The 13,389-nt window shown below is 57.1% G+C and carries 13 protein-coding genes; 12 read left to right on the top strand and 1 reads right to left on the bottom strand.

The genetic code is table 11. The features are described from left to right. The first annotated feature begins 165 nt into the window (after positions 1–165). The 6 genes from ACZRJQ_RS10345 (at position 166) to ACZRJQ_RS10320 (ending at position 5,480) form a co-directional block, all read left to right on the top strand. Positions 166–1,029 (top strand): YicC/YloC family endoribonuclease, encoded by an 864-nt coding sequence (locus ACZRJQ_RS10345; protein ID WP_463978259.1) that lies wholly within the window; start codon positions 166–168, stop codon positions 1,027–1,029. Between the two features lie 13 nt (positions 1,030–1,042). Next, the gene (gene gmk / locus ACZRJQ_RS10340; protein ID WP_463978258.1) at positions 1,043–1,663 is read left to right on the top strand and encodes a guanylate kinase; all 621 of its coding nucleotides are present in this window, start codon (positions 1,043–1,045) and stop codon (positions 1,661–1,663) included. 168 nt (positions 1,664–1,831) lie between these two features. Next, positions 1,832–2,095: a DNA-directed RNA polymerase subunit omega gene (gene rpoZ / locus ACZRJQ_RS10335; RefSeq protein WP_016782707.1), complete on the top strand. Its 264-nt coding sequence runs from the start codon at positions 1,832–1,834 to the stop codon at positions 2,093–2,095. Between the two features lie 60 nt (positions 2,096–2,155). After that, positions 2,156–4,261: a bifunctional GTP diphosphokinase/guanosine-3',5'-bis pyrophosphate 3'-pyrophosphohydrolase gene (gene spoT / locus ACZRJQ_RS10330; protein ID WP_463978257.1), complete on the top strand. Its 2,106-nt coding sequence runs from the start codon at positions 2,156–2,158 to the stop codon at positions 4,259–4,261. 37 nt (positions 4,262–4,298) lie between these two features. Further along, positions 4,299–4,679: a RidA family protein gene (locus tag ACZRJQ_RS10325; RefSeq protein ID WP_463978256.1), complete on the top strand. Its 381-nt coding sequence runs from the start codon at positions 4,299–4,301 to the stop codon at positions 4,677–4,679. Between the two features lie 60 nt (positions 4,680–4,739). Then, on the top strand, positions 4,740–5,480 hold the full coding sequence (locus ACZRJQ_RS10320; protein ID WP_463978255.1) for a hypothetical protein: 741 nt from the start codon (positions 4,740–4,742) through the stop codon (positions 5,478–5,480). A 40-nt stretch (positions 5,481–5,520) separates the two neighbouring features. Here the strand turns inward: ACZRJQ_RS10320 and ACZRJQ_RS10315 are convergent, their stop codons facing one another. Continuing rightward, positions 5,521–6,378, bottom strand: coding sequence for an SDR family oxidoreductase (locus ACZRJQ_RS10315; protein WP_463978254.1), 858 nt, complete (start codon positions 6,376–6,378; stop codon positions 5,521–5,523). A gap of 185 nt (positions 6,379–6,563) precedes the next feature. Between ACZRJQ_RS10315 and exbB the strand changes: the two genes are divergently transcribed. The 6 genes from exbB (at position 6,564) to ACZRJQ_RS10285 (ending at position 13,381) form a co-directional block, all read left to right on the top strand. Continuing rightward, positions 6,564–7,559: a tonB-system energizer ExbB gene (gene exbB, locus ACZRJQ_RS10310; protein WP_463978253.1), complete on the top strand. Its 996-nt coding sequence runs from the start codon at positions 6,564–6,566 to the stop codon at positions 7,557–7,559. Between the two features lie 6 nt (positions 7,560–7,565). Then, complete coding sequence (gene exbD / locus ACZRJQ_RS10305; RefSeq protein ID WP_019828186.1) at positions 7,566–7,991, top strand: TonB system transport protein ExbD; 426 nt, start codon at positions 7,566–7,568, stop codon at positions 7,989–7,991. Further along, on the top strand, positions 7,988–8,734 hold the full coding sequence (locus tag ACZRJQ_RS10300; RefSeq protein ID WP_463978252.1) for a TonB family protein: 747 nt from the start codon (positions 7,988–7,990) through the stop codon (positions 8,732–8,734). Before exbD ends, ACZRJQ_RS10300 begins: the two co-directional genes overlap by 4 nt. Positions 8,735–8,896: 162 nt before the next feature. Beyond that, positions 8,897–9,817, top strand: coding sequence for a LysR substrate-binding domain-containing protein (locus ACZRJQ_RS10295; RefSeq protein ID WP_463978251.1), 921 nt, complete (start codon positions 8,897–8,899; stop codon positions 9,815–9,817). An 8-nt stretch (positions 9,818–9,825) separates the two neighbouring features. Beyond that, a complete protein-coding gene (gene recG / locus ACZRJQ_RS10290) occupies positions 9,826–11,901 on the top strand; it encodes an ATP-dependent DNA helicase RecG (protein WP_463978250.1) in 2,076 nt (691 codons plus the stop codon). Positions 11,902–11,980: 79 nt separating this feature from the next. Next, positions 11,981–13,381 (top strand): aminoacyl-tRNA deacylase and HDOD domain-containing protein, encoded by a 1,401-nt coding sequence (locus ACZRJQ_RS10285; RefSeq protein ID WP_463978249.1) that lies wholly within the window; start codon positions 11,981–11,983, stop codon positions 13,379–13,381. The last annotated feature ends 8 nt before the right edge of the window (positions 13,382–13,389 follow it).

Raw genomic sequence — 13,389 nt, 5'->3', positions numbered from 1 at the left:
CTTCTGGGGTGGCGTTGCGGCGTAATCCATCGCAGCCTCCGGCAGTGACTACAAATTGATAGGCATGTTTACGACAGACGCCGTTTGGGCGCGCCCGCGCACTGCGTTACAATCCGCCGCCTTATAGCCGTCAGGCTTCATCCATTAAATCGCGAGGTACCTTCCATGGTGCATAGCATGACCGCCTTTGCTCGCGTGGAAAGCGCTGGCACTCAGGGCACCCTGAGCTGGGAGCTGCGTTCGGTCAACAGCCGCTACCTGGAGCCGCACCTACGTCTGCCTGAATCCTTTCGTGACCTCGAAGGTGCTGTGCGTGAAGCGCTGCGTCAGGGTATTTCACGAGGCAAGCTGGAATGCACCTTGCGCTTTACCGAAGAAACCACGGGCAAGCCGTTGCAGGTTGATCGCGAACGCGCTGCGCAATTGGTTGCGGCGGCCGAAACCATTGCAGGCTTGATCAAGCAACCCGCGGCCCTTAACCCGCTGGAAGTGCTGGCTTGGCCAGGTGTTCTGGTGGCAGACGCGGCTGACCCTCAAGCGCTGAACAATCAGGCGTTATCGCTGTTCAAGCAGGGTCTGCAAGAGTTGAAAAATGGCCGCGAACGCGAAGGCGCGGAGCTGGCGCGTTTGATCAGCGAACGTTTGACCTCCATTGAGAGTGACGTCGACACCTTGCGCGAGCTGGTGCCGCAGATGCTCGCCACCCAGCGTCAAAAGGTACTTGATCGCTTTGCTGACATGAAAGCCGAGCTTGATCCGCAGCGTCTTGAGCAAGAAATGGTGATGCTGGCGCAGAAAAGCGACGTAGCTGAAGAGCTTGATCGCTTGAGCACCCACATTCTTGAGGTGCGCCGCGTACTCAAATCGGGTGGTGCGGCAGGTCGGCGTCTCGACTTTTTGATGCAAGAGCTTAATCGTGAGGCCAATACCTTGGGCTCTAAAGCTTTCGATCCTCGCAGCACTCAAGCAGCGGTCAACCTCAAAGTGTTGATCGAGCAGATGCGCGAACAAGTACAGAATATTGAGTAAGGCTCTCCCTGACATGACCCACAGTACTGGCATTCTTTACATCATTTCGGCCCCGTCGGGCGCAGGCAAGACCAGTCTGGTCAAGGCTTTGACTGACGCGCAGCCGCAGATCCGTGTTTCGGTTTCGCACACCACCCGCGCCATGCGCGCGGGTGAGGTAGACGGCGTGAACTATCATTTTGTCGAGCGTGAAGAGTTCGTGAAAATGATCGAACACGGCGACTTTCTGGAGCGCGCCGAAGTATTTGGCAATCTCTACGGTACTTCGCAAAGCCATTTGCAGCAGACGCTGGATGAAGGTCATGACCTGATTCTGGAAATCGACTGGCAAGGCGCCGAGCAAGTACGCAAATTGATGCCGCAAGCACGTTCGATTTTCATCCTGCCGCCGAGCCAGGAAGCATTGCGTCAGCGTCTGGATAATCGCGGGCAGGACAGCGATGAAATTATTGACGGCCGTATGCGCGAAGCTGTGAGTGAAATGAGTCACTACGTCGACTATGACTACCTGATCATTAACGACGATTTTGCCCATGCACTGGATGATTTGAAGGCGATTTTCCGTGCCAATCAGCTCCAGCAAAAGCGCCAACAGCAGCGTTTTGGCAAATTACTGGCTGAATTACTGGGTTAAAGGGGGCTTCCCAAAAACCCTGTAAGGGCTTTACATTGGCGCTTACAGGGGTTTTTGGGGCGGTGCTTGAAAAATCAGCGCTTCCCTAATGGCTGGTGATTTTTTAAACTGTTGAGTCCGCTCGCCCATCCGGGCAGCGCGCATATTGCATTTGCTACGAGGAAGACCATGGCCCGCGTAACCGTTGAAGACTGTCTAGAACACGTGGATAACCGCTTTGAGCTGGTCATGCTGTCTACCAAGCGTGCCCGTCAACTGGCTACCGGCGGTAAAGAGCCTCTGGTCCAGTGGGAAAACGACAAGCCTACCGTTGTTGCCCTGCGTGAAATCGCTGAAGGCCTGATGAGCTACGAGTTTATCGCCAACGCTGAAATCGTCGAAGACGAACCGCTGTTCGCAGCGTTCGAGGACGAGTCCAACGAGGCTAACTAAGCCTATGCCCGGTCGACGTAGCACGGCGCAGGGTCAACAGTTTTGGCAGGAGGCTCCCTCATGCCGAGCATAGACGCCCTCGCCGATCGCTTGTCGGCTTACCTCGGCCCGGACCAAGTCAACTTGGTCCGCCGAGCGTACTTCTACGCAGAACAAGCCCACGACGGCCAACGCCGACGTAGCGGCGAACCGTATGTCACGCATCCGCTGGCAGTCGCGAATATCCTTGCCGAAATGCATATGGACCATCAAAGCCTGATGGCGGCCATGCTGCATGACGTGATCGAAGACACTGGCATTGCCAAAGAAGCACTTGTCGCGCAATTTGGCGAGACGGTGGCTGAACTGGTTGATGGGGTCAGCAAGCTGACTCAGATGAACTTCGAGACCAAGGCTGAAGCTCAAGCTGAAAACTTCCAGAAGATGGCCATGGCCATGGCGCGTGATATCCGCGTGATTTTGGTCAAGTTGGCAGACCGTCTGCACAACATGCGCACCCTCGAAGTACTGTCTGGCGAAAAACGCCGACGGATTGCCAAGGAAACCTTGGAAATCTATGCACCCATCGCCAATCGGCTGGGTATGCACAGTATTCGTATCGAATTCGAAGACCTGGGTTTCAAAGCGATGTACCCGATGCGTTCCGCACGCATCTATCAGGCCGTTAAACGCGCCCGGGGCAATCGCAAGGAAATCGTCAACAAAATTGAAGAATCGCTCAGCCACTGTTTGGCCATTGATGGCATTCAGGGCGAAGTCAGCGGTCGTCAAAAGCATATCTACGGCATCTACAAGAAGATGCGCGGCAAGCGTCGAGCGTTTAACGAAATCATGGACGTTTACGCGTTCCGGATCATCGTCGATAAAGTCGATACTTGCTACCGCGTATTAGGAGCTGTACATAATTTGTACAAGCCCCTGCCGGGACGTTTCAAAGACTACATCGCCATTCCAAAAGCCAACGGCTATCAGTCGCTGCATACCACGCTGTTTGGCATGCACGGCGTACCGATCGAAATTCAGATCCGTACCCGTGAAATGGAAGAAATGGCCAACAACGGCATCGCCGCACACTGGTTGTACAAGTCCAGTGGCGACGAGCAGCATCAAGGCACCCATGCCCGCGCACGGCAGTGGGTCAAAGGCGTGCTGGAGATGCAGCAGCGCGCAGGTAACTCCCTCGAATTTATCGAAAGTGTGAAGATCGACCTGTTCCCGGACGAGGTCTACGTGTTCACGCCTAAAGGTCGGATCATGGAGCTGCCCAAAGGCTCCACGGCGGTCGACTTTGCTTACGCGGTACACACCGACGTGGGTAACAGCTGCATTGCATGCCGAATCAATCGCCGTCTCGCGCCGCTGTCCGAGCCATTGCAAAGTGGCTCCACGGTCGAGATCGTCAGCGCCCCTGGTGCCCGCCCTAACCCGGCCTGGCTCAACTTTGTGGTCACCGGCAAGGCTCGTACGCATATCCGTCACGCCCTCAAATTGCAGCGTCGTTCTGAGTCGATCAACTTGGGCGAGCGCTTGCTGAACAAGGTGCTTAACGGGTTTAACAGCGCACTGGACAAAATTCCGGCGGAACGTGTGCAGGCAATGCTTCACGAATACCGCCTGGAGCAAATCGAAGATCTGCTCGAAGACATTGGCTTGGGTAACCGCATGGCCTACGTGGTGGCACGGCGCTTGTTGGGTGAAGGCGAACAACTGCCAAGCCCCGAAGGCCCACTGGCGATTCGCGGTACAGAAGGTTTGGTGCTCAGTTATGCCAAATGCTGTACGCCGATCCCGGGGGACCCGATTGTGGGGCACCTGTCTGCGGGCAAAGGCATGGTTGTGCACTTGGACAACTGCCGCAACATCAGTGAAATCCGTCACAACCCCGAAAAGTGCATTCAGCTTTCGTGGGCCAAGGACGTTACCGGCGAATTCAACGTCGAGTTGCGCGTCGAACTGGAACACCAGCGTGGCCTCATTGCCCTGCTGGCCAGTAGTGTCAACGCCGCCGATGGCAATATCGAAAAAATCAGCATGGATGAGCGCGATGGTCGTATCAGCGTGATCCAACTGGTCGTCAGTGTGCACGACCGAGTGCACCTGGCTCGCGTGATCAAAAAGCTGCGCGCCCTCACCGGGGTTATTCGCATCACTCGCATGCGTGCGTAGTCCGCCCACCTAGCCCGGCTATTACAAGGAGTCATTCATGACCAAGACAGTTATCACCAGCGACAAGGCACCTGCTGCTATCGGTACTTACTCTCAGGCGATCAAAGCTGGCAATACCGTCTACATGTCCGGTCAGATCCCGCTGGACCCAAAAACCATGGAGCTGGTTGAAGGCTTTGAAGCCCAGACCGTACAGGTTTTCGAAAACCTGAAGTCGGTCGCTGAAGCCGCCGGTGGTTCGTTCAAGGACATCGTTAAGCTGAACATCTTCCTGACTGACCTGAGCCACTTCGCCAAGGTTAACGAAATCATGGGCAAGTATTTCGAGCAGCCATACCCAGCTCGCGCCGCTATTGGCGTTGCCGCTCTGCCAAAGGGCTCGCAGGTTGAGATGGACGCCATTCTGGTACTTGAGTAACACCCCTCGGCGCAGCGTTTTCATGCTGCGCCAACCCCCCCGCTTTAAAAGGATTCCACTATGCGCAAAGCGCTAGCCTTGTCACTGCTCGCCGTTTTTTTGGGTGGCTGTGCCAGCGAACCCGCCAACCGCGATATCAGTGGTGTCTGGATAAACCAAGCTGCAATTGATGCTGCTGCCAAGGGCGGCAACCTGCGCGAAGCCTTATTGGCTTATGGGCCGAACTTTGAATGGGACATTGACGCCAAGGCGGCACAAGCCAACTACACCAATGGTTTTGAGCGTATTGAAGGCAAGCTTGAGCCTGAAAAGGATGGCACCTGGACGGTCGATTTTTACGGCAGTTCCGCCACAGCGTTGAGCCTTGATGGTGATGAGCTGGTGCAATCGGCTTCAGATTCTGAGCCTCAACAACCGTTTGTACGCTCTCGCCTGAGCGTGGGCAGCGATGCTCCTCTTGGTACGCGTTTTGAAACGGCCCTCAAGACGGCTTATTTAGGTGGGCAATGGCGCGTAGCCAGTGGTGTGGGCCAAGGTAATACAGTCAAATTCTTGCCTGATGGGCGCATTGAAGGCCTGCCCGGCGCGGATGTTTACGCTCTCTGTCTGGCAGGAGACTGCGCCTCGATGAGTGGCGAATACGACAGTCTTTGGCTACAGCAAGGCGAGACCGGGGCTGCCCATATCTTTGAGCGCAACGGTAAACAGCTTGAGATTTTTCAGGCGCTCGACTCAGCCCAGCCTGATGAAATGCCCCAGTTCTACCCCGGCAAACGTGAGTGGGTACTGGAGAAGCAGTAGTCGCTGCCGGCGGTCGCGACTACAAAATGCAGAATTGCGCCTACGCGCTGCCTGCCAAAATCGCGGCGTAGCCTTCACGGTAACTTGGGTAGCGCGGCTGCCAGCCCAACGCTTTGGCGCGTGCGTTGCTGCAGCGTTTGCTGCCCGCCCGGCGCACGCTGGCCTCATCTGACCATTCAGTAATACCCAAGCGCTCGCGAAGCCAGTCCACAAGTTCGGCCAAGGGCACGGGCGCGTCATCGACGCCGATGTAACAGTCGTCCAGTGCTTTGCCTTGCAGATCAGCCTTGAGCAAGAAAGCCAGCAGCCCGCCTGCATCGTCGGCATGGATGCGGTTGCCGTAAAGCGGCGGGTCAATGGCGACGCGATAGCCTTTTCGCACTTGCCCCAGCAGCCACTCGCGCCCCGGCCCATAGATGCCCGTTAAACGCACAACGCTGGCAGGAATGCCGCTGTTAAGTGCCACCTGCTCGGCTTCGAGCATGATCCGGCCTGAATAGCGTGAGGCTTGGGCGGGTGATGTTTCGTCTACCCATTCACCGTCCTTCTGACCATAAACCCCGCTGCTGGAGACAAATAACAGCCGTTTAGGTTGCTGGTTATGCAGCTTCAGCCAGCTCAGCGTGTGCGTAAGTCCATCTATATAAGCTGCCTTATAGCCCGCCTCGTCGTGTTCCGTTGCGGCGGCGCTGTACACCAGATAGTCGATGTTCTCTGTGGGCCACAGAGCGGGGCACTGGGTATTGAAAAGATCGCCGGCCACGCCAATGACGCCAGACGGCAATTGATCAATGGAGCGCCGCAGGCCATAGACCTTCCAGTCGTTATCGAGCAACTGAGTGGCGAGACGGCTCCCGACATCGCCACAACCCGCGATCAAAACAGAGGGTTTGGACATCTCAAAACTCCTGATTAAAAGTGACAAAACAACACGAATGGACACGACTAAGGTAGTGAATTCTGAAAAAAACAGATGCTATTGCTTTTGTTAACAAGAATTACTTGCAATAATCACGCATCATTTTCCTACGGTCTTACACCTCTTGTAGGGCAAACCTTCTACTTTCCTCAGGTCCGGCTAGCATGACACGCAATCATTCCACCGCTTCGCCAACCAAGCCTTTTAGCCCTGCACGCATTTGGCGTGGGGTTGCGGCGCTGATGTTTAGCCTGTTACTGGCGCCTGCCGCAGTATTTGCTGACGAGCCTGTTGCTGCTCCAGCGGCTCAGTCGGCTGCGGTCGCCGAGGCCCCAGTGGCGGCACCTGCTCCAGTTGCAACGCCAGGCGCTACTGATCCTGAGCAAGCCGAAGGTGCAGTAGCCCCCGCTGACGATGCGCCGCAAATCATTGCCGAAGAAGACAACAGCCTGGGCATGGCCCACGACCTGTCGCCTTGGGGCATGTATAAGAACGCTGACATCATCGTCAAAATCGTGATGATCGGTCTGGCTATCGCTTCGATCATTACCTGGACCATCTGGATTGCCAAAGGTTTTGAAGTGCTGGGTGCCAAGCGCCGCCTGCGCGCCGAAATCGCCAGCCTGAAAAAAGCCCGCACGCTTAAAGAAGCTAGCGAATCAGCGACCAAAGAAGGCACGCTGGCACACTTGCTGGTACAAGATGCGCTCGAAGAGATGCGATTGTCGGCTAATAGTCGCGAAAAAGAAGGCATCAAAGAGCGCGTCAGCTTCCGTCTTGAGCGTTTGGTTGCGGCCTGTGGTCGTAACATGAGCAGCGGCACAGGCGTGTTGGCTACCATCGGTTCTACAGCACCGTTCGTCGGTCTGTTCGGTACCGTGTGGGGCATCATGAACAGCTTTATCGGTATCGCTAAAACTCAAACCACCAACTTGGCTGTTGTCGCGCCGGGTATTGCTGAAGCTCTGTTGGCGACGGCTTTGGGTCTGGTGGCTGCGATCCCTGCGGTTGTGATTTACAACGTCTTCGCCCGCTCGATCACCGGCTACAAAGCTCAGGTGGCTGATGCTTCGGCAGAAGTGTTGCTGCTGGTCAGCCGTGACCTCGATCACCTGCCGCCCGAGCGTAGCTCGCAACCGCACATGGTGAAAGTGGGGTAATCGGCCATGGGCCTGCATTTAAAAGAAGGCGATGACGATCTCGCCGAGAATCACGAAATTAACGTCACCCCCTTTATTGATGTGATGTTGGTGTTGTTGATCATCTTCATGGTGGCGGCACCGCTGGCCACTGTGGATATCAAGGTTGACCTGCCAGCTTCGACCGCCAAACCGGCGCCTCGCCCTGAGAAACCTGTGTTCCTCAGCGTCAAGGCCGATCAACGTCTGTACTTGGGCGAAGAGCCGGTGACTGTTGAAGCGTTGGGCCCAACTCTGGACGCCCGGACTCACAACAACAAAGACACGACGATCTTCTTCCAGGCTGACAAAGGCGTGGACTACGGTGACTTGATGAGCGTGATGGATGCACTGCGCGCAGCCGGTTACTTGAAGGTGGGTCTGGTCGGACTTGAGACGGCAGCCAAGAAATGAGCATGACGCGCCCAAAGATGACGCGTTACGCCGTCAGCTTGGCCGCGGTGTTGGGCATTCATGCAGTGGCGGTAATCCTTGCCCTGCAATGGTCCAACCCGCGGGCGGTTGAGCTTCCACCCCAAGCGATGATGGTTGATCTGGCGCCGCTGCCAGCACCCCCACCGCCTGCGCCGCCGAAAGTGGTGACACCACCACAACCGCCGACGCCTGTGGAAGAACTGCCGATTCCCAAGCTGGCCGAAGCGCCCAAGCCGAAGATCTCTGTGCCTAAGCCGGTTAAACCCAAGCAAAAGCCTCAGCCGCCCAAGCCTGTGGAAAAACCCGACCCGGTCAAAGAGAAGCCTTCAGAAGAAAAACCGAGCGACGCGACGCCAACCAAGACGTCGAACGACAAGTCGGCCGCCCCGGCTCCAGGCCCGTCCGCCCAACAACTGGCGGCTAAAGCCAGCTGGGAAGGTGCTTTGCTGGCTCACCTGGGCAAGTACAAGAAGTACCCGGCGGCTGCTCAGTCGCGAGGCAAGGAAGGTCTGAACCGTCTGCGCTTTGTGGTGGATGCTGAAGGCAAGGTGCTGTCTTACGAGCTGGTTGGGCGTTCTGGCAACGCGGATCTAGACCGGGCCACCCTGGAAATGATTCGTCGGGCACAGCCATTGCCCAAGCCACCGGCCGACATGCTGACCAATGGCAGCATCGAAATCGTGGCCCCCTTCGTTTATTCCATCGATAAACGTCGGCGTTAACACCACAAAGGGCACCTTAGGGTGCCCTTTGTGCATCTGGCGTTCAGATAAAAACGACACAGACATTGATTGGCGACTGTAGCTGTGTGGGCAATGTCTGATAACGTGCGTCTATCGATTGCAGCCGTTATGCTTTGGCCCGCAACCTCATGGACGCCCGCTATGACTCTTACAGAACTGCGTTACATCGTTACCCTTGCCCAAGAACAGCACTTCGGCCACGCGGCTGAGCGTTGTCATGTCAGCCAACCGACCTTGTCGGTGGGCGTCAAAAAACTGGAAGACGAACTCGGTGTGCTCATTTTTGAGCGCAGCAAAAGCGCCGTGCGTCTCACGCCTGTGGGCGAAGGTATTGTTGCCCAGGCTCAAAAGGTCCTTGAGCAGGCCCAAGGCATTCGTGAGTTGGCGCAGGCTGGCAAAAACCAGCTTACCGCCCCGCTCAAAGTGGGGGCGATTTACACCGTTGGGCCGTATTTGTTCCCGCACCTGATTCCGCAACTGCATCGCGTTGCCCCGCAAATGCCGTTGTATATCGAAGAGAACTTCACCCACATCCTGCGCGACAAACTGCGTAACGGGGAACTGGACGCGATCATCATCGCCCTGCCGTTCCACGAAGCGGATGTGCTGACGTTGCCGCTCTACGATGAGCCGTTCTACGTGCTGATGCCGAGCGAGCACCCGTGGACCAAAAAGGAAACCATCGACGCGGGCTTGCTCAACGACAAGAGCTTGCTGTTGTTGGGCGAAGGCCACTGTTTCCGCGATCAAGTGCTTGAAGCCTGCCCAACGTTGACCAAAGGCAATGATGGCGCCAAGCACACCACGGTTGAGTCCAGCTCACTGGAAACCATCCGCCACATGGTTGCGTCGGGGCTGGGTATTTCTATCCTGCCGTTGTCGGCTGTCGACAGTCACCACTACGCCCCAGGCGTGTTGGCGGTACGACCACTGACGCCGCCTGTGCCGTTTCGCACCGTCGCCATTGCCTGGCGTGCAAGCTTCCCGCGGCCAAAAGCGATTGAAATCCTCGCTGACTCGATCCGTCTGTGCTCGGTGGCCAAACCACCGGCTGCTACCTAAGTGCCGCCATGACCGAGTTGTCGAACGTGTCGGTCACCGCGCTTAAGGGCGTGGGCGATGCGATGGCTGAAAAACTGGCCAAAGTCGGGCTGGAAACAGTGCAAGACGTGCTGTTTCATTTGCCGCTGCGTTATCAGGACCGTACGCGTGTAGTGCCGATTGGTGCCTTGCGCCCCGGTCAGGACGCAGTGGTCGAAGGCCGGGTGATTGGCACTGATGTCGTGATGGGCAAGCGTCGCAGCTTGCTGGTACGCATCAACGATGGCACCGGAGGCTTAAGCCTGCGTTTCTATCATTTCAGTAACGCGCAAAAGGAAAGCCTCAAGCGTGGCACTGAAGTGCGTTGTTATGGCGAAGCGCGACCCGGCGCCTCCGGGCTTGAGATCTACCACCCGGAATACCGCGCCATTACGGGTGATGAGCCGCCGCCGGTCGACACGACGCTGACGCCGATTTATCCGACTACCGAAGGCCTGACTCAGCAACGCCTGCGTCAACTCAGCCAACAAAGCCTTGCCTTGCTTGGCCCGCGTAGCTTGCCTGACTGGTTGCCCCCAGAGCTGGCCAAAGACTATCAACTGGCACCGCTGGATGAAGCGATCCGCTACCTGCATCAGCCGCCTGCAGATGCTGATGTTGAAGAGCTTGCCTTGGGCCATCACTGGGCTCAGCACCGTTTGGCCTTTGAAGAGCTGCTGACCCATCAGTTATCGCAACAACGTTTGCGCGAAAGCCTGCGCTCGCAGCGCGCCCCGGCGTTGCCCAAGGCCAATAAACTGCCCGCGCAATTTCTCGCGAATTTGGGTTTCTCTCCCACAGGCGCTCAGGTGCGGGTGGGCAACGAAGTGGCTTACGACCTGAGCCAGCCTGAACCCATGTTGCGCTTGATTCAGGGCGACGTGGGGGCGGGCAAGACGGTGGTTGCCGCTTTGGCCGCCCTACAGGCGTTGGAGGCTGGCTATCAGGTTGCGTTGATGGCACCGACTGAAATCCTTGCCGAACAGCACTTCATCAGCTTCAAGCGCTGGCTGGAGCCGCTTGGGATTGAAGTGGCGTGGTTGGCGGGCAAGCTCAAAGGCAAGGCGCGGGTAACGGCGCTAGAGCAAATTGCCAGCGGCGCGCCGATGGTCGTCGGCACCCACGCCTTGTTTCAGGATCAAGTGCAGTTCAAGAACCTGGCACTGGTGATCATCGACGAGCAGCACCGCTTTGGGGTGCAGCAACGCTTGGCGTTGCGTAACAAAGGCGTGGGCGGCGTCATGTGCCCGCATCAGTTGATCATGACCGCCACACCGATCCCTAGAACCTTGGCCATGAGTGCTTACGCCGACCTCGACACGTCGATCCTCGATGAACTGCCGCCCGGGCGTACGCCTGTGAACACGGTGCTGGTGGTTGATACGCGGCGAATTGAAGTGATTGAGCGAGTGCGCGCGGCTTGCGCCGAAGGGCGGCAGGCGTACTGGGTGTGTACGCTGATTGAAGAATCTGAAGAGATGACCTGTCAGGCCGCCGAGACGACATTTGAAGACCTTTCCAGTGCCTTGGGCGAGTTGCGTGTAGGGCTGATTCACGGCCGCATGAAAGCCGCAGAAAAAGCCGCCGTCATGGCGCAGTTCAAGGCGGGCGAATTGCAATTGCTGGTCGCGACCACGGTGATTGAAGTGGGCGTTGACGTCCCGAACGCCAGCTTGATGATTATCGAAAACCCCGAACGGCTGGGCTTGTCTCAATTGCACCAATTGCGCGGTCGCGTGGGGCGAGGCAGTGCGGTCAGTCATTGCGTGCTGCTGTATCACCCGCCGCTGTCGCAAGTGGGGCGCCAGCGGTTGGGCATCATGCGCGAAACCAACGATGGTTTTGTGATCGCTGAAAAAGACCTCGAACTTCGTGGCCCCGGCGAGATGCTGGGCACTCGGCAAACAGGCCTGCTGCAATTCAAGGTCGCCGACCTGATGCGCGATGCCGATTTGCTGCCTGCTGTGCGCGACGCGGCATTGGCGCTGCTTGAGCGTTGGCCGACCCATGTCAGCCCGTTACTTGATCGTTGGTTGCGTCACGGTCAGCAGTACGGGCAGGTCTAAAAGATCATTCAGTAAATAGGTCTGCGGCCGATTAACTGCATGATTATCAAATTTGAGCTGTAAGAATCGGATACAAACCATGACAGAAGTTGCCAGCGCTCCAACCGTCCCGAACACGCCATCCGTTATTCGGAAGTTGCTCGGTGAGTTGGCAATCCCGTATCGCGAAGTGTATGACCATCCCGGGCTTAACCCTGCCCGCAAGGTGCAAGCCGCCTTGCTGGATGACTCTGTCGGCGCGTTGATGGTGCTGTTTCCACAAAGCCATCTGCTGGACCTTAATCGCCTCACTGAGTTGATCGGGCGCCGTATGACGGCCGTGGCCCCGGATCGGCTTGAGCGCATGCTGGGCAACCATAGCCTGAGCCTGCTGCCGGGCTTGCCGCCGCTCACCAGCTCGCCGTGCCTGTACGAAGAGCAGCTGCTGCAAGAGCCTTTGCTGTTGATCAGCGCGGGTGAACCCGGCCTGCTGCTGGAGATCGCGCAGGAAGACTTCAAAGGCATGCTCACCAAAGCCAGCGCTGGTCGATTTGGCGAGCCGTTGAGTGCGATCAAGCCGAGCCTTGATCAATTGGACGCCAATGGCGAAGCCATCACTCAAGCGGTGCATGAGTTCACCGCCCGGCGTATTCAGCAGCGGCTGGAAGCCACTATCGAGATTCCGCCGCTGGCCGAAACGGCCCGCAAGATCATCAAGCTGCGAGTTGATCCTAACGCCACGATTGATGACATCACCGGCGTTGTTGAGACTGATCCGGCGCTGGCGGCGCAAGTCATGAGCTGGGCCGCGTCGCCGTACTACGCTGCTCCGGGCAAAATTCGCTCTGTTGAAGACGCCATTGTGCGTGTGCTGGGTTTTGACCTGGTGATCAATCTGGCGCTGGGTTTGGCGCTGGGTAAAACCTTAAGCCTGCCCAAAGACCACCCGCAATCGAGCACGCCTTACTGGCAGCAATCGATCTACACCGCCGCAGTGATTGAAGGTTTAACCCGTGCCATGCCGCGGGCCGAACGCCCTGAAACGGGTCTGACGTACTTGGCAGGCTTGCTTCACAACTTTGGTTACTTGCTGCTGGCGCACGTGTTTCCGCCGCATTTCTCGCTGATTTGTCGTCACCTCGAAGTCAATCCGCACGTCACCCACAGCGTGGTCGAACAGCATTTGTTGGGCATCACCCGCGAGCAAATGGGCGCTTGGTTGATGAGCTATTGGGACATGCCAGATGAGCTGGCCACGGCGCTACGTTTTCAGCATGACTCGCAATACGCAGGGGATGCCGCGCAATACCCGAACCTTGTGTGTGTGGCGGTCGGTTTGTTGCGCAGCCGAGGGATTGGTCATGGGCCTTATGAGCCACTGCCGGATGAGGTGTTTGAGCGCCTTGGCGTGACTCGCGAAAAGGCAGAAGACGTGGTCACAAAAGTGCTCGACGCAGAAGTGTTGTTGCGAGAGCTGGCGGCACAGTTTGGTCAGGCGTAACGCTCAAT

The organism is Pseudomonas sp. E315, from assembly GCF_055406205.1.
Note: the sequence above shows the minus strand (reverse complement) of the source record. Positions and strands in the feature narration are given on the sequence as shown.

Coding starts and splice junctions, on each gene's coding strand:
- spoT (WP_463978257.1), top strand. CDS start 2,156: ATGCCGAGCATAGACGCCCTCGCCGATCGCTTGTCGGCTTACCTCGGC.
- ACZRJQ_RS10325 (WP_463978256.1), top strand. CDS start 4,299: ATGACCAAGACAGTTATCACCAGCGACAAGGCACCTGCTGCTATCGGT.
- rpoZ (WP_016782707.1), top strand. CDS start 1,832: ATGGCCCGCGTAACCGTTGAAGACTGTCTAGAACACGTGGATAACCGC.
- recG (WP_463978250.1), top strand. CDS start 9,826: ATGACCGAGTTGTCGAACGTGTCGGTCACCGCGCTTAAGGGCGTGGGC.
- exbB (WP_463978253.1), top strand. CDS start 6,564: ATGACACGCAATCATTCCACCGCTTCGCCAACCAAGCCTTTTAGCCCT.
- ACZRJQ_RS10315 (WP_463978254.1), bottom strand. CDS start 6,378: ATGTCCAAACCCTCTGTTTTGATCGCGGGTTGTGGCGATGTCGGGAGC.
- ACZRJQ_RS10295 (WP_463978251.1), top strand. CDS start 8,897: ATGACTCTTACAGAACTGCGTTACATCGTTACCCTTGCCCAAGAACAG.
- ACZRJQ_RS10345 (WP_463978259.1), top strand. CDS start 166: ATGGTGCATAGCATGACCGCCTTTGCTCGCGTGGAAAGCGCTGGCACT.
- ACZRJQ_RS10300 (WP_463978252.1), top strand. CDS start 7,988: ATGAGCATGACGCGCCCAAAGATGACGCGTTACGCCGTCAGCTTGGCC.
- exbD (WP_019828186.1), top strand. CDS start 7,566: ATGGGCCTGCATTTAAAAGAAGGCGATGACGATCTCGCCGAGAATCAC.
- gmk (WP_463978258.1), top strand. CDS start 1,043: ATGACCCACAGTACTGGCATTCTTTACATCATTTCGGCCCCGTCGGGC.
- ACZRJQ_RS10285 (WP_463978249.1), top strand. CDS start 11,981: ATGACAGAAGTTGCCAGCGCTCCAACCGTCCCGAACACGCCATCCGTT.
- ACZRJQ_RS10320 (WP_463978255.1), top strand. CDS start 4,740: ATGCGCAAAGCGCTAGCCTTGTCACTGCTCGCCGTTTTTTTGGGTGGC.